21 protein-coding genes and 6 tRNA genes are annotated in these 21,014 nt (G+C 49.3%); 11 read left to right on the top strand and 16 right to left on the bottom strand.

What is annotated here, in order from left to right; genetic code table 11:
* Window positions 1–40 precede the first annotated feature (40 nt).
* From KBW69_RS07760 to KBW69_RS07725, 8 genes are all read right to left on the bottom strand, one after another.
* A tRNA-Gly gene (locus KBW69_RS07760) sits at window positions 41–116 on the bottom strand.
* A 37-nt stretch (window positions 117–153) separates the two neighbouring features.
* A tRNA-Glu gene (locus KBW69_RS07755) sits at window positions 154–229 on the bottom strand.
* A gap of 42 nt (window positions 230–271) precedes the next feature.
* Window positions 272–347 (bottom strand) — tRNA-Gly (locus KBW69_RS07750).
* Window positions 348–381: 34 nt separating this feature from the next.
* A tRNA-Gly gene (locus tag KBW69_RS07745) sits at window positions 382–464 on the bottom strand.
* A 95-nt stretch (window positions 465–559) separates the two neighbouring features.
* Window positions 560–635 (bottom strand) — tRNA-Glu (locus KBW69_RS07740).
* A 52-nt stretch (window positions 636–687) separates the two neighbouring features.
* Window positions 688–763, bottom strand: a tRNA-Ala gene (locus KBW69_RS07735).
* 255 nt (window positions 764–1,018) lie between these two features.
* A complete protein-coding gene (gltX, locus tag KBW69_RS07730) occupies window positions 1,019–2,512 on the bottom strand; it encodes a glutamate--tRNA ligase (protein ID WP_257255143.1) in 1,494 nt (497 codons plus the stop codon).
* 111 nt (window positions 2,513–2,623) lie between these two features.
* Window positions 2,624–3,916 (bottom strand): sodium:proton antiporter, encoded by a 1,293-nt coding sequence (locus KBW69_RS07725; protein ID WP_257280523.1) that lies wholly within the window; start codon window positions 3,914–3,916, stop codon window positions 2,624–2,626.
* A gap of 390 nt (window positions 3,917–4,306) precedes the next feature.
* Between KBW69_RS07725 and KBW69_RS07720 the strand changes: the two genes are divergently transcribed.
* The 3 genes from KBW69_RS07720 to KBW69_RS07710 all read left to right on the top strand — a co-directional run bounded on the left by KBW69_RS07720 (window position 4,307) and on the right by KBW69_RS07710 (window position 6,660).
* The gene (locus KBW69_RS07720; RefSeq protein ID WP_257280522.1) at window positions 4,307–5,203 is read left to right on the top strand and encodes a LysR family transcriptional regulator; all 897 of its coding nucleotides are present in this window, start codon (window positions 4,307–4,309) and stop codon (window positions 5,201–5,203) included.
* A gap of 45 nt (window positions 5,204–5,248) precedes the next feature.
* Window positions 5,249–6,172 carry a hypothetical protein gene (locus tag KBW69_RS07715; RefSeq protein WP_257280521.1) on the top strand — a complete coding sequence of 308 codons (924 nt, stop codon included), beginning with the start codon at window positions 5,249–5,251 and terminating at the stop codon, window positions 6,170–6,172.
* Window positions 6,173–6,282: 110 nt separating this feature from the next.
* On the top strand, window positions 6,283–6,660 hold the full coding sequence (locus KBW69_RS07710; protein ID WP_257280520.1) for a RidA family protein: 378 nt from the start codon (window positions 6,283–6,285) through the stop codon (window positions 6,658–6,660).
* Between the two features lie 204 nt (window positions 6,661–6,864).
* On the opposite strand, the gene KBW69_RS07705 is transcribed toward KBW69_RS07710, so the two are convergent.
* The gene (locus KBW69_RS07705) at window positions 6,865–7,425 is read right to left on the bottom strand and encodes a DUF2058 domain-containing protein (protein WP_257280519.1); all 561 of its coding nucleotides are present in this window, start codon (window positions 7,423–7,425) and stop codon (window positions 6,865–6,867) included.
* A gap of 213 nt (window positions 7,426–7,638) precedes the next feature.
* Here KBW69_RS07705 and KBW69_RS07700 point away from each other — a divergent pair, with 213 nt between their 5' ends.
* Window positions 7,639–8,154 (top strand): shikimate kinase, encoded by a 516-nt coding sequence (locus KBW69_RS07700; RefSeq protein ID WP_257280518.1) that lies wholly within the window; start codon window positions 7,639–7,641, stop codon window positions 8,152–8,154.
* A 93-nt stretch (window positions 8,155–8,247) separates the two neighbouring features.
* On the opposite strand, the gene KBW69_RS07695 is transcribed toward KBW69_RS07700, so the two are convergent.
* The 5 genes from KBW69_RS07695 to rplM all read right to left on the bottom strand — a co-directional run bounded on the left by KBW69_RS07695 (window position 8,248) and on the right by rplM (window position 12,146).
* Window positions 8,248–9,003 (bottom strand): cytochrome c1, encoded by a 756-nt coding sequence (locus KBW69_RS07695; protein WP_257280517.1) that lies wholly within the window; start codon window positions 9,001–9,003, stop codon window positions 8,248–8,250.
* Window positions 9,003–10,235, bottom strand: a complete 1,233-nt coding sequence (locus KBW69_RS07690) for a cytochrome b N-terminal domain-containing protein (RefSeq protein ID WP_257280516.1) — start codon at window positions 10,233–10,235, stop codon at window positions 9,003–9,005. Before KBW69_RS07690 ends, KBW69_RS07695 begins: the two co-directional genes overlap by 1 nt.
* Window positions 10,235–10,828, bottom strand: coding sequence for a ubiquinol-cytochrome c reductase iron-sulfur subunit (gene petA, locus KBW69_RS07685; protein ID WP_257280515.1), 594 nt, complete (start codon window positions 10,826–10,828; stop codon window positions 10,235–10,237). Before petA ends, KBW69_RS07690 begins: the two co-directional genes overlap by 1 nt.
* 484 nt (window positions 10,829–11,312) lie before the next feature.
* Window positions 11,313–11,705: a 30S ribosomal protein S9 gene (rpsI, locus tag KBW69_RS07680; protein WP_257280514.1), complete on the bottom strand. Its 393-nt coding sequence runs from the start codon at window positions 11,703–11,705 to the stop codon at window positions 11,313–11,315.
* A gap of 12 nt (window positions 11,706–11,717) precedes the next feature.
* The gene (gene rplM / locus KBW69_RS07675; protein ID WP_252176280.1) at window positions 11,718–12,146 is read right to left on the bottom strand and encodes a 50S ribosomal protein L13; all 429 of its coding nucleotides are present in this window, start codon (window positions 12,144–12,146) and stop codon (window positions 11,718–11,720) included.
* Between the two features lie 302 nt (window positions 12,147–12,448).
* Here rplM and KBW69_RS07670 point away from each other — a divergent pair, with 302 nt between their 5' ends.
* Window positions 12,449–13,480 (top strand): NADP(H)-dependent aldo-keto reductase, encoded by a 1,032-nt coding sequence (locus KBW69_RS07670; RefSeq protein WP_257280513.1) that lies wholly within the window; start codon window positions 12,449–12,451, stop codon window positions 13,478–13,480.
* Between the two features lie 94 nt (window positions 13,481–13,574).
* Here the strand turns inward: KBW69_RS07670 and KBW69_RS07665 are convergent, their stop codons facing one another.
* Complete coding sequence (locus KBW69_RS07665) at window positions 13,575–14,492, bottom strand: hypothetical protein (RefSeq protein WP_257280512.1); 918 nt, start codon at window positions 14,490–14,492, stop codon at window positions 13,575–13,577.
* 326 nt (window positions 14,493–14,818) lie between these two features.
* Between KBW69_RS07665 and rpe the strand changes: the two genes are divergently transcribed.
* Complete coding sequence (gene rpe, locus KBW69_RS07660; RefSeq protein WP_257280511.1) at window positions 14,819–15,496, top strand: ribulose-phosphate 3-epimerase; 678 nt, start codon at window positions 14,819–14,821, stop codon at window positions 15,494–15,496.
* A 170-nt stretch (window positions 15,497–15,666) separates the two neighbouring features.
* Entirely contained in the window at window positions 15,667–16,353 is a 687-nt protein-coding gene (locus KBW69_RS07655; protein ID WP_257280510.1) for a phosphoglycolate phosphatase, read from the top strand.
* 174 nt (window positions 16,354–16,527) lie between these two features.
* Here KBW69_RS07655 and KBW69_RS07650 read toward each other — a convergent pair whose 3' ends face one another.
* Window positions 16,528–16,728, bottom strand: coding sequence for a hypothetical protein (locus KBW69_RS07650; protein WP_257280509.1), 201 nt, complete (start codon window positions 16,726–16,728; stop codon window positions 16,528–16,530).
* On the opposite strand from KBW69_RS07650, the gene trpE reads away from it, so the two are divergent.
* From trpE to trpC, 4 genes are all read left to right on the top strand, one after another.
* The gene (gene trpE / locus KBW69_RS07645) at window positions 16,713–18,239 is read left to right on the top strand and encodes an anthranilate synthase component I (protein WP_257280508.1); all 1,527 of its coding nucleotides are present in this window, start codon (window positions 16,713–16,715) and stop codon (window positions 18,237–18,239) included. The genes KBW69_RS07650 and trpE overlap by 16 nt on opposite strands.
* A 1-nt stretch (window position 18,240) precedes the next feature.
* On the top strand, window positions 18,241–18,819 hold the full coding sequence (locus tag KBW69_RS07640) for an aminodeoxychorismate/anthranilate synthase component II (protein WP_257280507.1): 579 nt from the start codon (window positions 18,241–18,243) through the stop codon (window positions 18,817–18,819).
* A 67-nt stretch (window positions 18,820–18,886) separates the two neighbouring features.
* Window positions 18,887–19,924, top strand: a complete 1,038-nt coding sequence (gene trpD, locus KBW69_RS07635; RefSeq protein WP_257280532.1) for an anthranilate phosphoribosyltransferase — start codon at window positions 18,887–18,889, stop codon at window positions 19,922–19,924.
* Between the two features lie 3 nt (window positions 19,925–19,927).
* On the top strand, window positions 19,928–20,731 hold the full coding sequence (gene trpC, locus KBW69_RS07630) for an indole-3-glycerol phosphate synthase TrpC (RefSeq protein WP_257280506.1): 804 nt from the start codon (window positions 19,928–19,930) through the stop codon (window positions 20,729–20,731).
* Window positions 20,732–21,014 lie beyond the last annotated feature (283 nt).

The following is a 21,014-nucleotide window of genomic DNA, read 5'->3' as shown; positions in this document are numbered from 1 at the left end:
AATCTTTTGCGCCTATATGCTTTTGCATACAGCCTTTAATTGGAGCGGGAAACGAGACTCGAACTCGCGACCCCAACCTTGGCAAGGTTGTGCTCTACCAACTGAGCTATTCCCGCAGCGAAGATGATTCAGGACTTCTTCAAAGTCTTAAAATGGCATCCCGTAGGGGACTCGAACCCCTGTTACTGCCGTGAAAGGGCAGTGTCCTAGGCCACTAGACGAACGGGACACAATCTCTTGTGTCTGTATGCTTTTGCATACAGCCTTTAATTGGAGCGGGAAACGAGACTCGAACTCGCGACCCCAACCTTGGCAAGGTTGTGCTCTACCAACTGAGCTATTCCCGCAGCGAAGATAATTTAAGACTTCTTCAAAGTCCGAAGCGGGAAACGAGACTCACTCTTTAACCCTGAGGCGACCCCAACCTTGGCAAGGTTGTGCTCTACCAACTGAGCTATTCCCGCTTAATCAGACCATTCAACAATGAACTGAGCGACGCAGTTTAATGACTTATCCGGTCAGAGTAATCCGTAAAAATACTATTTACTGATTTTGAATATGGCATCCCGTAGGGGACTCGAACCCCTGTTACTGCCGTGAAAGGGCAGTGTCCTAGGCCACTAGACGAACGGGACACAATTTTTATTCAAATACCTATGACAAATAAAAAGTCTGGCTTTGAAAAGTTGGTGGAGCTAAGCGGGATCGAACCGCTGACCTCAACACTGCCAGTGTTGCGCTCTCCCAGCTGAGCTATAGCCCCAAAAAAGTTCTCAATGATTCGGCTCACCCCTCTCTTTCTGAGAGGTTATTTGGCTACCCCGAAACGCAGGGCGAATGATATGGATGCCCCCCTGAACTGTCAAGCTCACTTATGAAAAAATGTTTAATCGAAGCAGTTAGTTATATAGTTTTTTTTCGCTGGACGCTTTATCACCCAAGCCTCGCACAAACCTTCTACCCCTGATGAAGAAAAAGCCGGAAAAATCCAGCTTTTTCTGAGAGGAATGAGCCAGATTTACTCAAACTCAGCTCCCAGCGCTCTGAACTCTTTTTCAAAACGCTTGGTTTCTTTCTTGGACAATCCACCCAGAACATTGACCGCGTGACGCAGACGAGCACGAGTCATGTCTGCACCCAGAATGGCCATGGAGTCCATCACCGACCAGGAGTTGGGTGTGCCAGCAATAGCAATAAAAATAGGAGGATTAAAATCACCCAGCTTCAGCCCCATCTCTTTGGCAAGAGTTTTCACCTCAGCAAAGATGTTTTCTTTATTCCATTGCCTGAGCTGCTCCAGCCTCCAAAGAGTGAATTGCAACACTTTCTTTACCTCAGCCGGCTCAAGCTTTTTATGCACAAAGTCTTCTTCTGACAGTTCCAACATGCCAGAGAACATAAAGCTGGCCATGGGAGCAAAGTCAGCCAAAGTTTCTACACGACTCTGAGCGTATGGCAGGAACTTCATAATATAATCACTGTTGAGCAGCCATTTATGAAGGCGATCGGCAAATTGTTCGGTGCTCAACTCTTCACGAATCCAGCTGGCATTCAGCCACGAGAGTTTTTCCTGATCAAAAATTGGCCCACCCGGAGAGACACGCTGGATGTCAAAGTTTTCAACCATCTCTTCCAGGTTAAACTTCTCACGCTCATTCGGCATCGACCAGCCCATACGAGCCAGGTAGTTCAGCAACGCTTCTGGCAGGTAACCGGCATCCCGGTAATAGGTAATACTGGTTGGATTCTTACGTTTGGACAGCTTGCTCTTGTCAGGATTTCGCAGCAACGGCATATGGCAGAGCCTTGGCATATCCCACTCAAAGTATTGATAAAGCAGCTGGTGCTTAGGGGCAGAACTGATCCACTCCTCACCCCTGATGACGTGAGTAATCCCCATCAGGTGATCGTCGACCACATTAGCCAGATGGTAAGTAGGCATACCGTCCGCTTTAACCAGAACCTGCATATCCACCTGAGACCATTCAATCTCAATGGTGCCACGCAGCATATCTTCTACTTTACTAATCCCTTCAGAAGGCACCTTCATGCGAACAACATAAGGCTCACCTGCTGCCATTTTGCTCCGCACTTCTTCTTCCGAAAGATGCAGACAGTGGCCATCATAACCTGAGCCCTGCCTGGTTTCGGCTTGCTCTGCTCTGAGTGCATCCAGACGCTCAGCAGAACAGAAACAACGGAAAGCATGCCCCTTATCAAGCAACGTTTGCGCATGCTGGTCGTAAATTTCACGCCTTTCACTCTGACGATAAGGGCCGTATGCACCGCCCACATCAGGCCCTTCATCCCAGTTCAGGCCCAGCCAGCGCAGGGAGTCCAGAATCTGCTGTTCAGATTCAGCCGTGCTTCGCACCTGATCAGTATCTTCTATACGAAGCAGAAACTGCCCCCCCTGACTCTTGGCAAAAGCCATATTAAACAGGGCAATATAGGCTGTTCCCACATGGGGATCGCCGGTCGGCGAGGGAGCTACGCGAGTACGAACAGTCATGATCTATTAACGAGTCCAGTTTAAGTGGGCGCTAGTCTACACTCAGCAGGACCCCATCGACAATGAATCAACGACTACCCACAATTTCTCTTGAGATATAACAGACGGGGGTCACCCCCCAAGCTTTCGCATGGCATCTCTCACAACATTGTAGTGTTGATTGACACCCAGCTTGCTCATCAGCCAGTTGACTGTGGTGCCCTGAATCAGGAGAGAGAACAAAATCACAGCCAGAGTCATATCCATAATCAGCTTTTTTTCAGGAATACTGTCAGGAATCGACAGCATCAGCGCGACGGGCACAACGCCTCTCAGCCCACCCCAAAACATAATGGCTTTGGTTTTGTTATCCACCGGACGCCCCACTGGCAGGCGGTTTGATATCGGCAGGAGCAGATAGACGACGACCAGACGACCAATCAGAACGGCAGCAACGGCGAGCAGAAGGTAGGGATAGTAGACCTGTAAGTGATTGAGATTTCTGAAAAGTAGGTTTTCTTTCATCCCCAGCAGCAGGAAAATCAAGCTGTTGGCTATGAAAGCCATGAATTCCCAATAGGGCGTAATAAAACTGCGGACCTGTTCAGACAACACTTTTCCTGAACTTGTTCGAGTGACAATACCTGCAGCAATCGTTGACATGACACCGGACACTCCCAGCACATGATCAGCAATAATAAAACTGCTGTAAGCCAGAATAGTGGTATGAGCAATCTGCACAAAAGGCTCGTTTCTGCCCAGCCTCAACAGCCCATGCATAGCGATACCCATGACCGTACCAACCACTATTCCGCCAAAAAAGACCTCTATAAATGACCAGACGCCACCCAAAACAACGCCGACGCCAACGCCGACGCCGGCCTGAATAACTGCAAGAACAATCCCGAAAATAACAATAGCGGTGGCATCATTAAACAGACTTTCGGCATCCATCAGCATGGACATCCTGGCCGGCGCTCCTACCTCCTTGAACAGGGCAATAACAGCCACGGGGTCCGTTGCTGAAATCAGAGCTCCAAACAACATGGCTCCAGCCAGACTGAGTGGAGTCAGCAAATTCATGACAACCCCAATCACAAGCATGGAAAGGATTACACCAAATATGGCGAGATTAAGAACTGAAGTCATTTCACGAAACAGATGTGGGGGCTTTATATTGATAGCCGCATCAAATATCAGCACCGGAAGCAGGATATACATGATCAAGTCATGGGACAGATCAACCTTCAGCAATGGCTCCAATGCATCGGTGTATTGCGCCAGAATCCCCAGAACCATGCCGATCACTACCAAGCCAATGGTATAAGGAAACCTCAATTTTTTTAATAATATGGACGAGCTGGTAGCAAGAAGCAGCAGGCCAGCCAGTATCAGGACCTGTGTAGCAAGGCCGGTTTCGTGCATATCTAAACCTCTGGAAAAGATTCAATGAGACATATCAGGATTATGTCGGGTTGGGTAGACCTGGAAGACCAATGGCTTCCGGGGGTAACGAGAGAAAAATAGCAGCCCGCAGAAGAATATACAGCTCAACCAGAAGAAAGGTACAGAGCTTACCCCAGCCATAAACTCTATGGGTTATAAGAATTTTCATTAAAGGCCATAAATAAATCTTATCTCGCGCTTTTATTTTAATATGGCATGTTTAGAAGATATAAACCCAATAGCAATTAAAGGTGTTCCAACCTATGACGGAGTTAATGACCCTGCCGATATAGTGTAGTGGATGTTAAAGATTCAGTCTTTTGCTCAAGCAGTATAAAATACCGCCGTTCTCATAATCAGAACTTCATCATGCACATCACTCTCAAACAGCTCAAGACATTTCGGGCTGTAGCAAGTCTCGGACAGGTGCGCCTGGCTGCCCAACAGCTTAACCTTTCTCAGCCCGCTACCAGTATGGCCATTGCCGAGCTGGAGAATCAGCTGGGCTGCCAGTTGTTTGACCGAACCGGCAACAAACTCCTGATTAATCATCAGGGCGAGCTGCTGATACCTCTGGCTTCTGAGATGTTGGATCGAACGTCTGAAATAGAAAGCCTGTTCAGAGATCTGCAGAACACCGAATCGGGCCATCTTCGAATCGGTGCCAGTACCACTATTGGCAACTATCTTTTACCCGATATCCTGGCCCGGGTCAGCGCCGACTTCCCCAAGATCAGTTTTAACATGGATATCCGTAATACTGAGAACATCATCAATCGTGTCACCAGTTTTGACTTGGACATCGGGTGTGTTGAAGGCCCTTGCCAACATGAAGATATTGACGTCATCCCCTGGAAGGAAGATGAACTGCTGGTCATCTGTAGTCCCGACCACTCTCTTGCCAAATGTGGTGAAATTTCGGTAGGAGAACTGAATCACCAAAACTGGATTCTCAGGGAGTCAGGCTCCGGAACCCGTAATATTTTTGATCAGCAGCTGGGTCAAAAGCTGAGCAACCTGAGTATCAAGATGGAGCTGAATCAGACTGAAGCCATCAAAAAACTGGTGCAATCCGGACAGGGCATCAGCTGTCTGTCCCGACTTTGTGTTAGCCACGAACTGGAGCTGGGCGAGCTGATTCCAGTCAAGATCTGCGGAATCACGATGAAAAGAATCCTTTCCCTGCTGCTTCATAAAAAAAAGTATCAGAGCCACATCATTCAACTGATACTGAAAGCTCTGGGCTGGCAGAAACCGAAATATTGACTACTTTAAGTGAGCTGATGATGAACAGAATACGGGAAAAATACCTTGCAGCTCACACCAAAGCATTCACGTTCACAACAGGTTTTTGTCGGCAAGACAGTCCGGAATATTGCCTTACTGATTCTGGCATTCTGGCTGGTGAAAGGTAACGCCTCCGAGTCTGAAGAGGCCGGACCTGGACCGAAAATAAGCAATGCAGCGCTGGAAAAGCTGGATGTCAATGAACTGAAAATGACTATGCTTACGGACATCTCCAGCACAATAATCAGCGATGGAGAGCTTGCCGCCAGCACCAAAACCAATATCGCAAGCCTGATCATTAGCCCCCTTATGCACTCACCTGAAGTTCAGGTTGCCGGCAGTGATGAGTTCACACGCCCGGTGGCTGTCAGCTTTCAGAAAACCTTTGAGCAGAGCCTGATGAACATGCTTGATGAAGGGCTCATCAGTCATGCCATAGCGATTATCCATACCCGTAAGCCGACCACCCCTCTATGCAACCCTGTGGGCAAAGCCCTGAGACAAACCATGTCAGCCTCCATGCAGGATGACCCACACCGGGTTAAAACCATTCAGGACAGAACTTTCACCCTGCGCAGAATGGCGCAGAAAGGTTCTCCTGTGGAACTTTATGTGGCATATATTAAAGGTGGCCTGAATAAACGCTCGCCGGAAGAGCAACAGATTTATAACAAAGAGGTCAATAACACTGCCAATTCCAGTCTCCATGATAAAGAGATGACCTGCACAGAAATGCCCGATGAAATAGTAGGTGCCTCTTACTTGCTGACCACTAAACGAGGAAACACGCTCTACTTTGGCACTAATGGCACTCAGGCTGCCGATGCAACTGGCAATACCCTTTGGAAATTCTGGTTCGGAAACTTGAAAGATGCTTCCGTCGAAAAGCGTTATAAAGAGGTGTTCAAGTACCTCAAAGAAGGTGGTCTGGATATTCCTCTTAAGTAATTGTACCGAAATAGGCTAATTACCCCCCTTCACCACGATGACAAAGTCTCGGCAGGTGATTAGAATTCGCTGACTACAATCAGTCAACCTCCCCAGGTAACTTAAGTATTATGCATAAAGTCATTGAGACCCCGGATGCACCACCTGCCATTGGCCCATATTCCCAGGGGATTCAATTTGGCAATCTGATTTTCACCTCCGGTCAGCTGCCCATTGAGCCTGAAACTGGAGACGTGTCTGAAGACACCAAAGAACAGGCTCATCAGTGCCTGAAAAACCTTAAGTCTGTTCTGGAAGCGGCAGGCAGCAGCCTGAACAAAGTCAAGAAAGCGACGGTGTTTGTAAAAGACATGAACGACTTCACTGACATCAATGAAGTTTACAAGCAGTACTTTACATTCCCTTTCCCTGCCCGCAGCTTGGTAGAGGTGGCTCGCCTACCTAAAGATGTGAAAGTAGAAATTGAAGTGGTTGCTGCCGCCGAGTAACCAGTTTCGTTAGCTAGCAGCCTGTCGGACTTAAGGCTGTCCTACTGCGGTTGCAATAAATTGGTCTAAAAATTCCTGCTTCTTCGTCAAATAGCTCGCTATTCTCCTCAGAAGCAGAAATTTTTATCCTCAATTTCTTGCAATCCTCGCTACGGACGCTTAAGTCCGACAGGCTGCTAGGGGGCTTGGAAGCCCCCTGATGCCTTACCACATTAAATCGTCCGGGATTTCATAATCCGCATACCACTGCTGCTCTTCCTCGGTCAGCTCACTCTGACTTTCAGATTGAACAACCACCGCAGCAGGCTCACGCTCTTCTATCTTTCTGGCCACTGTCGCGGGAATCACCCGGTATTCTTCCTCATCTCCCTGACTCAGAATACCAATCGCAAAGAGCCCCCTGCTCAGTCTGTTTTGCATATCTTCAGAGACATAGATCTTCTTAACTTTGCCATTCACAACAAAGTTGTAACCCACATCACCTACATCCCGGGGGATGCTGTTCATCTCAATCAGCTGGCGAACCTGTGCCGCCAGCGCCTTTTGTTGACGCCCTTCTTCCAGCTTGCGGTTGAGCTCACGATCACGCTCTACCTGATCCGCCTTCTGCTTTTCCAACTCAATGCGACGCTTTTCCTGATCGGTCAGTTCACCACTCTTGGCAGCCTGCTTCTTCTTTTTCTTATTGCTGGCTTTGGCTTTCAGTGCCTGATGCTTGGTAGCCAGACCAGCTCCCATCAACTGGTCTCTTAATGATTTACTCATGGATTGCTCAAAAATAAATGAATCGAAGATCGAAGAAATTTTAAGGGTGACATATTAGCAGCCGAGTGATTAGGGAGCCAGCCGCAGGAGCTGTTACACATTTACTTTTTCCATGGTCTTCGGCTTCAAATAAGAGAGGACTTGCAGTCAAGCCTTCACGTGCCTGAGAATAGACCACTCAACTCTGGAAAGCAGTCATGGGTGACGCTGACAATGAAAACCAATATCACACTGATCGGTATGCCTGGTGCAGGAAAAAGCACCATCGGTATCATTCTGGCCAAAGATCTGGCCTTTGGCTTTCTTGATACCGATGTATTGATACAGATCAGCCAACAGAAAACCCTGCAGGATATTGTTGATCAATCAGGCTATATGTCTCTTAGAAACATTGAAGAAGCAGAACTGCTCAAGGTTAATCTCAGGCGGCATATCATTGCTACAGGAGGCTCAGCCGTCTACAGCGACGCCGCCATGAAACATCTTGCCGAAGAATCGATCATCGTCTTTCTGGATCTGGATCTGGAGCAGATTCGTGAGCGCATTCATAACTTTGACACACGAGGCATCGCTCGCGCTGAAGATCAGACCATTGAAGATCTGTTTGAAGAGCGGGTGATGCTGTACAAAAAATATGCTGATGTGACCATTGATTGTCGAACATCTTGTCAGGACTCTCTGGCACTGGAAATCATTGACCGGGTCAAGCCTTTTCTCCAAGCAGACTAGTCCCCGCAACCATCAGCAAGGGAAAACAGCAGATAACAAAAAGCCCATGCCAGACACCCTGACATGGGCTTTTTTATTCTTACAGACTGTCAATCAGTGAATATCTTTCCAGTATTCACGCTTGAGCAGCAGAGCTACGATGAAGAGCAGAACGAGGAACAGCAGGACGTAGATACCCAGCTGCTGGCGCTTTTGCTTCACTGGCTCAGCGGAGTATGACAAAAAGTTGGTTAAGTCATACATCGCCTGGTCGTATTGCGCCGGAGTCATGGAGCCTTTTCGCTCAGAATCCACGGTCAGTCCGCAAATCTTTTCACCGGTCAGAGGGTCTCGCTCAATTGGGCTTGAGCCCTGGCAGCTATCAATCTGAACACCCTGAAGCTCCATCAGAACATGAGGCATACCCACGTCCGGGAAGACCTTATTATTGACACCCCATGGACGCTTTGGATCTTCGTAGAAAGTACGCAGGTAGGTGTAGACCCAGTCTTCACCACGCACACGGGTGACCATGGTCAGATCCGGTGGCGCAGCACCAAACCATACCTTGGCTTCATCCTTTCGCATACCGTTCGTCATTAAATCACCGATCTTGGCAGACTTTGGTACCAGATTTTCCATCATCAGGTCGTGTGGAATGCCAATATCATCAGCTACTCGCTCGTAACGCTGGAACTGGGTCGCATGGCAACCTGCACAGAAGTTCTGGTAATACATGGCTCCACGCTGCAGCGATGCCTTGTCAGAATGATCAGTCTCAATCGGGTCCAGAGGGTAATCTGAACCACCAGCCGCAAATCCAAGCACAGGGACCAGCGAAAATAACAAGGTAATTATTGTTTTTTTCATTATCCGGTCACTCTCTCCGGTACGGGTTTGGTTTTTTCCCATCGTGTGTAAAACGGCATTAACAGGAAGAATGCAAAGTAAAACAGGGTACAAAGCTGTGCAATCAACGTGTAAGTCACTGTCGCAGGCTGAGTTCCCAACCAGGTCAGCACCGCAAAGACAATAGCAAACAGGAAGATGCCAACTTTACTGATAACACCCTTGTAGCGCCAAGATCTAACCGGGCTTCGATCCAGCCATGGCAGGACAAACAGGATAGCAATCGCTGCCCCCATCATGATGACACCACCGAGCTTGGAGTCGATCGGGCCTATATCAAAAGTGATTGCACGCAGGATCGAGTAGAACGCTCCGAAGTACCATACCGGAGCAATATGCGCCGGAGTCTTCAGCGCGTCGGCCTGTTCAAAGTTGGCGTACTCCAGGAAGTAACCACCCATTTCCGGGAAGAAGAACATGACACTGCAGAAAACAAACAGGAAGACTGCCACCCCTACCAGGTCTTTCACGGTGTAGTAAGGGTGGAAAGGAATACCGTCCAGAGGCACGCCGTTCTTGTCTTTCAGCTTCTTGATTTCAACGCCGTCCGGGTTATTGGAACCCACTTCGTGCAGGGCAATGATGTGCAAAACCACCAGCCCCAGAATAACGATAGGCAGAGCCACAACGTGCAGGGCAAAGAAACGGTTCAGAGTGATGCCGGAGATCAGGAAGTCCCCACGTATCCACTGCTGAAGGTCTGGACCAATGACAGGGATAGCACCGAACAGGGAGATGATAACCTGTGCACCCCAGTAAGACATCTGCCCCCATGGCAGCAGATAACCCATGAAGGCTTCAGCCATCAGCGCCAGGTAAATTGCCATACCAAAGATCCATACCAGCTCCCTTGGAGCACGGTAAGAGCCATAGATCAGACCTCGGAACATGTGAAGGTAGACAACAATAAAGAAGAACGAGGCGCCAGTAGAGTGCATGTAGCGAATCAGCCAACCATATTCCACATCACGCATGATATATTCAACAGAAGCAAAGGCCTGCTCTGCACTGGGCACATAACTCATGGTCAGCCAGATACCGGTCAGTAACTGGTTAACCAGAACCAGCAACGCCAGAGAGCCGAAGAAATACCAGAAGTTAAAGTTCTTTGGTGCGTAGTACTTACTGAGATGATCTTCCCAGACCTGGGTGACAGGTAGCCTGGCATTGAGCCAATCCATGAAGTTACCCATTACGCATTCTCCTCATCTTGGCCGACAATGATCACTGTGTCGCTCTCAAAGGTATAAGGAGGCACTTCCAGATTGGTGGGCGCAGGCACTCCCTTGAATACACGACCGGCCAGATCAAACTTGGAACCATGACATGGACAGTGGTAACCACCTTTCCATTCAGGGTCAAATTCCATCGGCTTGACTTCAGGCATGTATTTGGGTGAACACCCGAGATGGGTGCAAAGACCAACCAGAATCAGGTATTCATCCTTCACGGATCGGTACTCATTTGCTGCGTACGCGGGCTGTTCTGATTTCTCGGACCCGGGGTCTCTCAACTTGTCATCCAGAGACCGGATATTATCCAGCATGGCCTGAGTTCGTCTTACCACAAACACAGGTTTACCTCGCCACTCAACTACAATCTGCTGTCCCGGCTCCAACTTGCTGAGGTTCACCTTCACAGGAGCACCAGCAGCCTTTGCTTTGGCACTGGGATTCCATGACTTGATAAAAGGTGTAGCGACCCCAACGGCCCCGGCGGCCCCCACCACCGAAGTCGCAGCCACGAGAAAGCGGCGCCGGCTGTTATTTACGCCGTTGTCACTCATTTAACCTACTCTCCCCATCCAGGCAAATGCCCAAAAACTTCTTTTAATTCACGGGTGGGATATTAGCAGGGAGTACAAGAGTCGCGTCTCTTATAAGAGAAAAACCTTCAAATGACCTTTCCCTCGCCCCCCTATCAAAGCTTTGTCTGATTATTTGTCCCACCTAAGCAGCAAGGCGTAATGATACTGGTTTTAGTTTCTATACAAAAGCCTTACATGAAGTTTTCCTGTACCTCAGAAACAAAACCAACCACCACAAGCGCTCCAGCTCGCATCATTGTTCATCAGCACATACCGGCATTTCATACCCATACTGTCTTGCCACAAAGCAAACACTGATTAAGTTTACTTTTTATACAACCTACTTCCTGTCAGGATGAGAAAACATCACCAGCCGCATAGATCTCGATATTTTTTCCACCCAAAAAAATGCCCGCATAAAGCGGGCACTTTGTGCAGCGCCTGATAACAGACGCCAGCGACATCAACGCTTGGAGAATTGTGGACGCTTACGCGCTTTGCGCAGACCCACTTTTTTACGTTCAACTTCACGAGCATCACGAGTCACGTAGCCAGCTTTACGCAGAGGAGAACGCAGGCTCTCATCGTACTGGATCAACGCACGGGTGATACCGTGACGGATAGCGCCGGCCTGACCGGAACCACCACCACCGTTAACGGTGATTTTGATGTCAAATTTTTCCAGCAGTTCGGTCAGTTCCAGAGGCTGACGAACAACCATACGAGCAGTCTCACGACCGAAGTATTCGTCCAGACTACGGCCATTGACAGAAATGATGCCAGAACCAGATTTCAGAAAAACGCGAGCGGTAGAAGACTTACGACGTCCGGTACCGTAGTATTGAGTCACTGACATGTCTACCCCCGATTAAATGTCCAGTTTCTGTGGCTGTTGAGCAGCATGCGGATGCTCAGTACCGGCGTAAACTTTCAGTTTACGATACATATCGCGACCCAGAGGGCCTTTTGGCAGCATGCCTTTAACAGCTTTCTCGATGACCATTTCCGGCTTGTGCGCAATCAGCTTTTCGAAGCTGGCAGAGCGCAGACCACCAGGGAAGCCAGTGTGACGGTAATACATCTTGTCAGACGCTTTACGACCAGTAACATGGACCTTCTCTGCATTAACAACAACGATGTAATCGCCTGTGTCAACGTGAGGAGTGTATTCTGGCTTATGCTTGCCGCGCAGACGGGTTGCAATTTCGGTAGCCAGACGACCCAAGGTCTTGCCTTCAGCGTCGACCACGAACCAGTCACGTTTTACGGTTTCTGGTTTTGCACTAAAAGTTTTCATTAAATTCGCCTCAGTAGTATCGCTCACGCAATACCTGTTCTTACTTGGCCGCCCTTCTCAGGGAACTGATCAGGGATCGAAGCAAGGCTAATAGCTCCGGCAACGACCTGTTCAAACATGGGCGCTCAATTGGGAAACGGGAGCGGTATTATATCGCCTGTTTACAGGAATGAAACCCCTTTCTGAAACATTTGATGATTCCTGCTTAGTCATTGCTATAAATAATCTGCAAATGCCCTTGTGAACACTCTAAATCAGGAGTTATCCTGCCATTGAGCTGAAACCTCTGGAGCTTGATTTCAATGGAATATAGAAAACTGGGGCGTACCGATATCAGTGTCAGCACGCTTTGCCTCGGCACCATGACCTGGGGCGAGCAAAATACGCAACAGGAAGCCTTTGCTCAACTGGATCGAGCTGTGGAATATGGTGTCAATTTTATTGACACTGCTGAAATGTATCCGGTACCGGCCAGGGAAGAAACTTATTCCCACACAGAGTCTATCATCGGGAACTGGCTGAAGCAGCGTGGTAAACACAACGATCTGGTTATTGCCACCAAGGTCTGCGGCCCCGGCCTGTCTTACATAGATGGCGGCCGAATGTTGACACCGGAGCATATCCACAAGGCTATTGATGGCAGTCTGAAACGACTGGGCGTCGAAGCCATTGACCTTTATCAGCTGCATTGGCCTGACCGCAACACCAACTTCTTTGGAAAGCTCGGCTACGCCCATCAGGATGGATTTGATGGCACACCCATTGAAGAAACACTTTCAGCCCTGGATGAACTGGTTAAGGCAGGCAAGATAAGACATTATGGCCTTTCCAATGAAACCCCCTGGGGCGTTATGGAGCACCTCCGTATCAGCGCTGAAAAGCAACGACCAAGGGCTGTCAGCATTCAAAACCCTTACAACCTTCTAAACCGCTCTTTTGAGGTAGGTCTTGCTGAAATAGCCCACCGCGAGCAGGTCGGTCTACTGGCATATTCACCACTGGCATTTGGCGCTCTCTCGGGTAAGTATATAGACGGTGCCCGACCCGAAAACGCTCGGCTGACGCTGTACCCGCAATACCAGCGTTATGACTCACCTGAGTCTCGCAGGGCTATAGAAGCCTATGTCCAGCTGGCAAAAAATTCGGGCCTGAATCCTGCGCAGATGGCACTGGCATTTGTCACCTCCCGCCCCTTCCTGACCAGTAACATTATTGGAGCAACTAACCTGGAACAACTAGAGAGCAATCTCGCATCCAGTGAATTACAGCTATCAGCCTCCTTACTGGAAGAAATTGAAACTATCCACACCCTGCAACCTAACCCTGCCCCCTGATTCTTAATAATTCTTGCTCAGGGTGTCAGCCTTACTGACACCCGACTAATGTAAAGCAGCCTGAGACCTCAAGACACCTTGTTAGTAAGGCCAGTTACTGTAAATCTTCCCAGCGATACTGGCACTTCTCCCAGGAATCGTACGATTTACACGCAAAGGCCCATCCCGGTGTATATCTATTCTCCAATGTTTGAGAATTTTCAAAGTAAGAAGCGCATGATTCTTCCTGCTCCAAAATACGCCACCTAACCATAAAACTCACCGGTATTCCGACGTACTTCGAATGCGGAAGTACATAGAAGAAGTCCTTGAATTGCCCTCCACCTCTGTAATGAGACCCATGGCCGTGTTTGACGTGTTGATTATCAACGTAAAGGTCAATATCAAGTACACGTTTGCCGTGACCAAGATCGTTATCCCAGAAGATGTGCACCACCAGATTGGTACAGAATTGTGCCGGAGATAGGACACTCCGGCATTTTGGTATGGATGGAAGCCCCATCGCTTTGGCCTCTGCGGGTAATATCGGCCCTTCATCACCGGAGCCACCCGGATTGAGTGCATCACCTCTGGATTTGTAATAAAAAGACTCGGTGAATCGCACCCTGCGACCTTCACTTTTATCCATTGTGAGGTAGGTAGCCTTGAAATAATAAGTTTTACCGGGCTTTACCCGATAGTAAAAGCCCTGAAAGTCTGCCCCTCCCGTATGCACGCGGCGGTAACCTTTGCTCAGATCAGATGCGTCATTTGCAACCACAACACTGGTTTTGATCACGTATCTATTCCACGAACTCATATCAGTCTGCATGCCAACCAGTACAACATTGCCGGTACAGATCTGGCCGCGAGGACAACCAGTTCCAGAGTCAAGCGCAGCAGCGACAGGTGACGACTTTTGGCTGTCAGTAAGACTATCGTCTATTTGACCATTGGCCACTTGCCCCACAATCAGGCATGACAACACCATCGGGGAAAGGAAAAAGTTTTTTATAACCTTAGTGAAACGCATGAGCACCTTTAAAAAAACCGGGTATACAGACAAACACTCTGCAAATCGGTAGGAACCCGCTTCTCAGCCAGCCTCTATCAATAAGCAGGAGACCAAAATACCTCAAAGCCAAACACTCATTTTGGAAACAGGATTTAAGTTAGTCAGTCCTGTGACTTGAAGGTAAATACTTTTTTGAAGTACTTGTCCTTGATTCTCGATTCCAATGAGAAATAAGTAGAGGCTCTTAATGAGTTGGTTGCATAAATCTTTAAAGAACTGACATCAGTCAGGCAAAAGTCTAAAATCCCCCTCATTTCTGATCGGAACTCACCGGAAACCAAAACATGCGTGACTTTATTATCGCCCCGAGCATTCTTTCAGCCGACTTTGCCCGTCTGGGAGAAGAAGTGGACAACGTCATTGCTGCCGGAGCTGACTGGGTACACTTTGATGTCATGGATAACCATTACGTTCCCAACCTGACCATTGGGCCCATGGTTTGCAAAGCCCTGAGAAAACATGGTGTCACCGCACCCATTGATGTCCACCTGATGGTTAGCCCGGTAGACCGCATTATCGGTGATTTTATTGAAGCCGGTGCCAGCATGATCACCTTCCACCCTGAAGCTTCAGATCACATTGATCGCAGCCTGCAGATGATTCGTGAAGGCGGTTGCAAGGCCGGCCTGGTATTGAACCCAGCGACCTCTCCCGATGTCATTGAATACGTGATCGACAAACTGGATATGATTCTGCTGATGTCCGTAAACCCGGGCTTTGGTGGCCAAAAATTCATTCCTTCCACGTTGCGCAAACTGCGCCATGTTCGCAGAATTATTGACGACAGTGGGCTAGATATTCGTCTGGAAGTAGACGGCGGCGTTGGTGTACAAAACATCCGCCAGATCGCTGAAGCCGGTGCAGATGCTTTCGTTGCGGGTTCAGCCATTTTCAATGCTGATAATTACAAGGACATTATCGGTCAAATGCGTGCAGAGCTTTCCAAAGCAGAGCCCCTCTGAGTCAACTATTCCGGAGTAGAGTCAGTTGCGACCCTACTCCAAAGTCTCATGCATTGCAGAAGCTAGCATGATGCTATTGCTGGTCGAATTGATGTTAGTCTGTCAATCTCGACCGGAATCTTCCTATAATCTCACTGTCTTTTAATTCCCCCTCTGGATATCTGAAAATAATGAAGTTGTTTGAATTGCTGGATAGCCCCGTTCAGTTAATCATGTACGACCTGGATGGCACATTGGTTGACAGTGCTCCGGACCTGACTATAGCCCTGGACAAAATGCTGAGAGATCTGAACCTGCCTGAAGCCGGTGATGAAAAGGCCAGACTCTGGGTAGGTGACGGTATTTCATCCCTGGTCAAAAGGGCTCTGGCCGATGACATAATGGGAGATCAACCCGGTGTCGTGGAAGAGAGCGTCTTTGCCAAAGCCCTGGAAAGGTTCAAACACCACTACACTGTCGAAGTAGGTCAACACAGCGCTCTTTACCCTGGCGTATTCACCTTCCTCAGTCAGGTGCACAAGGCGGGCATCAAGCAGGCTGTGGTGACCAATAAATCTGAAATATTCACCGATTCACTGTTGCAGCATATGGGCATTGACCACTTCTTTGAACTCAGCGTCGGTGGTGATAGCCTGGAAGAGAAAAAGCCCCACCCCATGCCCCTTCAGCACACCATGAAACACTTTGGCTGCAATACACAGAACAGTCTCATGATTGGAGACTCCAGCAATGATGTTAAGGCAGCCAGAGCTGCCAATGTAAAAGTAGTGGGTCTGACTTATGGCTATAACCATGGTGAACCTATTGAGTCAGCACACCCTGACCGTGTTGTCGATAGTTTGACGGACCTACTCTGAGAGCTCACCCTGAGCACCGACAGACAACCAAACTGTTGTGGCTCAGGAAACAAGCAATAGGCGACAGAATTTCAGAGTCTCAGCGTTTGCATTAACCCTTGCAGTCATATAACCTTCGACTCTCATTCATACGACTGCGCCCAGAACAATTGCGGAGCCAGCAGTGATAGCACGTCATTCAGAGACATACATCAACACCAGAGCCACTGCCCTGTCGGTAAGGTCCTCTGCCCCTGCCTCAAAGTTCTCCTTCTGGCGATGGTTTGGCTGGCCCTGCGCCTGATAAAAAAACCCCAACTCAGCCAAAACCCTGCGTTTTTTTGCACTACTTATAACAGCCAGATAATAAAGAGGCCAGTATGACCCCTGAAGCATTTTCTCGTCTGGCCCGCGAAGGATATAACCGTATTCCTGTAATCCGGGAAATCCTGGCGGACCTGGACACACCGTTGACCACTTACCTGAAGCTGGCCAATGGTCGCTACTCTTACCTGCTTGAGTCCGTGGAAGGCGGAGAAAAGTGGGGACGCTACTCCATGATTGGACTACCATGCAGAACCGTACTCCGGGTGTCAGGTTACAGCCCTGACTGCAAGGTAACACTGGAAACCGATGGCCAGATTATTGAGGAATATAACCCTGAAGATCCACTGACGTTTATCAAACAGTTTCAACAACGTTACAAAGTCGCCGAGCTGCCTGATCTACCCCGATTTACCGGTGGACTGGTTGGCTACTTTGCTTACGACACGGTCCGCTATATTGAAGAACGACTGAAACAAACCGCACCAAAAGATGAGCTAAACAACCCAGACATCATGTTAATGGTTTCTGACGAATTGGTGGTATTTGATAACCTCAGCGGCAAGCTGATTCTGGTCACTCATGCTGACCCGGAAGAACCTTCTGCACTGGAAAAAGCAGAGTTTCGTCTGGATGACCTCGTACGCAGACTGCAAACAACCAACGTGCAGCCACCGTTTCAAGCCTCCCTGAACCCTGCACGGGAAAATGATTTCGAATCCGGTTTCGGTCAGGAAGCCTTTGAAGCGGCAGTAAAAACCATCAAAGAATACATCCTGGCTGGAGACGCTATGCAGGTGGTTCCATCCCAGCGGATGACCATTCCTTTTGACAGCTCGCCGCTCAACCTCTATCGGGCTCTGCGCAGCACCAACCCATCCCCCTATATGTATTACATGGATCTGGGTGATTTTCATGTCGTAGGTTCATCACCGGAGATTCTTGCACGACTTGAAGACGGTGAAGTCACCGTCAGACCTATTGCCGGCACTCGCAAACGCGGTGCCACTGAAGAGCGCGATAAGGCGCTGGAAAAAGAACTGCTTAATGACCCCAAAGAACTGGCAGAACACCTGATGCTCATTGATCTGGGCAGAAACGACGTTGGCCGTGTAGCAAAAACAGGCAGTGTTGCTCTGACCGACAAGATGATCATCGAGCGTTACTCTCATGTTATGCACATAGTGTCGAATGTCACCTGTCAGTTAAAAGACGGTATGGACGCCATGGACGTGCTCAAAGCGACGCTGCCGGCAGGTACACTCAGTGGCGCACCCAAAGTACGAGCCATGGAAATTATTGATCAACTGGAACCTGTCAAGCGCGGGGTATATGGCGGAGCGGTGGGTTATCTGGCATGGAACGGCAACATGGATACAGCTATTGCCATTCGGACTGCAGTGATCAAAGATCGCAAACTCCACGTACAAGCCGGTGCAGGTATTGTTGCCGACTCGATTCCCGAGATGGAATGGAAAGAAACCATGAATAAGGGTCGGGCCCTTTTTAAAGCCGTTGCCATGGCCCAGACAGGTCTGTCTGCCGCCTCCAACAATCAGAAGCAAGCGGGGGAGCGAAACTAAGATGCTTCTAATGATCGACAACTACGATTCGTTCACCTGGAATCTGGTTCAGTACTTTGGCGAACTGGGTCAGGAAGTGGCAGTGCATCGTAACGACAGCATAACCCTGGAACAGATAGAAGCCCTTGACCCTGAGCGTATCATCATTTCTCCGGGTCCCTGTACACCCAATGAGGCCGGTATTTCCATGGAAGCCATTGCGCACTTCAGTAACAAGAAACCCATTCTTGGTGTTTGCCTGGGACACCAGAGCATGGGTCAGGTCTTCGGTGGTAAAATAGTCCGGGCCCGGAAAGTCATGCACGGAAAAGTTTCACCCGTCTACCATAAGGGCCTCGGGGTTTTCGCTGGTCTACCCAACCCGGTCACAACAACTCGCTACCACTCTCTAATCGTTGAAAAAGACAGCTTGCCAGACTGTCTTGAAATTACTGCCTGGACCCGGCATGAAGACGGCAGCATGGATGAGATCATGGGGATTCGCCACAAGACTCTGCCTCTGGAAGGCGTCCAGTTTCATCCGGAATCCATCATGACCGACCACGGCCATGACATGCTGGATAATTTCCTCAAGCAATGATGTCAATGGTGACAAAATCCGGACCATACAAAACAACGTTTCAGAACAACGATTGGAACCAGATGACATGAATATTAAAGAGGGTATTGCCCGAGCTATTAGCCACCATGACCTGGACCGTGGCGAGATGATGAGCATCATGCGGGACATCATGACAGGTCAGTGCACCAGTGCCCAGATCGGTTCATTTCTGACCGCCATGCGTATGAAAAGCGAGAGCATTGAAGAAATTACCGGGGCTACCCAGGTACTGAGAGAAATGGTTACCGCTGTTGAAGTTAACGCTGAGCACCTGGTGGATATTGTCGGCACCGGCGGTGATGGCGCCCACCTGTTCAATGTCTCCACGGCTTCTTCATTTGTCGCAGCTGCTGCCGGTGCCCGCGTTGCCAAACACGGCAACCGAGGGGTATCCAGCTCCAGCGGCAGTGCTGACCTGCTGGAAAAGGCAGGCATTCAGCTCGGCATCACGCCTGAACAGGTAGCACGCTGTACGGAAGAAGTAGGCGTGGGTTTCATGTTTGCTCCTGCCCACCACTCAGCCATGAAAAACGTTGTCGGTGTGCGTAAAGAACTTGGCATCAGGACCTTCTTCAACATCCTGGGCCCCATGTCCAACCCGGCCGGTGTAAAAAACCTCGTCATAGGCGTGTTCACCCGTGAACTGTGCCGCCCCATGGCTGAGGTGCTGCGTGAGCTGGGCAACTACCACGTCATGGTCGTACATTCCATGGACGGTCTGGACGAAATCAGTATCGCCAGCGAAACTTTTGTTGCTGAGCTCAAAGACGGCGAAATTCGTGAATACACGATCAAGCCGGAAGACTTTGGCATTGAGTCCCAGAGTCTGGTCGGTTTGAGCGTAGAAGGCTCCGAGGACTCCCTGGCGTTGATCAGGGATACCCTGGGCAAGCAGGAAGGCGAATATGCCTGCAAGGCGGCCGACATGATCGCACTGAACGCCGGTGCAGCCATTTATGTTTCCGGCGTCGCCACTAACCTGCAGGAAGGGATAGCCATGGCGCAGGACGCTATTGCCAGTGGACTGGGCCTGGAAAAAATGCGTGAGCTGGCCAGCTTCACACAAGTGATTGCAGAGGGGTAACGAATGTCTATGCCAACCATCCTCAACACAATTGTTGAGAGAAAGCGTGGAGAGGTCGCAGAGCGTCAGGCGACACTGCCCATGCAAGAAGTCATTACCAGGGCTCGTCACACCGAGGGAACCCGTGGCTTTGCCAAAAGCCTGGAAGCCCGGACAGAAATTCAGCAGGCAGCCATTATTGCCGAAATCAAAAAAGCGTCTCCCAGCAAGGGGGTGATCCGCGAAAAGTTTGACCCGGCCAACATTGCCCAAAGCTATGAAAAAGCGGGTGCCAGCTGCCTCTCAATACTCACTGACAAGGACTTTTTCCAGGGTGACGAAAGCTACCTGAAGGAAGCCCGCTCAGCCTGCGCCCTGCCCGTTTTACGCAAAGACTTCATGATCGACCCTTGGCAGATTTATGAATCCCGCATGATCGGCGCAGACTGTATCCTGCTGATCGCTGCCTGTCTCACAGACGGGGAACTTCAGGAGTTCAGCAGTACTGCCCTGGATCTGGGAATGGATGTACTGGTTGAGGTTCATGATGCCAATGAACTGGAACGTGCTCTGCCTCTGGAAGGCACATTACTGGGCATCAACAACCGAAACCTGCATACCTTTGAAGTCTCACTGGACAACACATTCTCTCTGCTCGGTAAAATTCCGGAGGGCCGAAAAGTGATTACAGAAAGCGGCATCCACACCGCAGAAGACGTTGACAGCATGTTCTCGAAAGGCGTTAGCAGCTTCCTGGTCGGTGAAGCCTTTATGCTTCAGGAAGACCCGGGTGAAGGGTTGAAAAAACTGTTCGGGCAATATCTGTAACTGAGTACTTTTAAGCCTAGCAGCCTGTCGGACTTAAGCGTCCGTAGCGAGGATTGCAAGAAATTGAGGATAAAAATTTCTGCTTCTGAGGAGAATAGCGAGCTATTTGACGAAGAAGCAGGAATTTTTAGACCAATTTATTGCAACCGCAGTAGGACAGCCTTAAGTCCGACAGGCTGCTAGCCATGACCAATGTACTCTTTTCGCGGAACATCAGACCTTCAGTTAAGGCGAAATCCCGAAAGAAGGCACTTCTTTACCACGGATAGAAGTGCCTCCTCCA

Origin of the sequence: Endozoicomonas sp. ISHI1 (assembly GCF_024606225.1) — a bacterium.
Classification (GTDB): Bacteria; Pseudomonadota; Gammaproteobacteria; order Pseudomonadales; family Endozoicomonadaceae; genus Endozoicomonas_A.
Note: the sequence above shows the minus strand (reverse complement) of the source record. Positions and strands in the feature narration are given on the sequence as shown.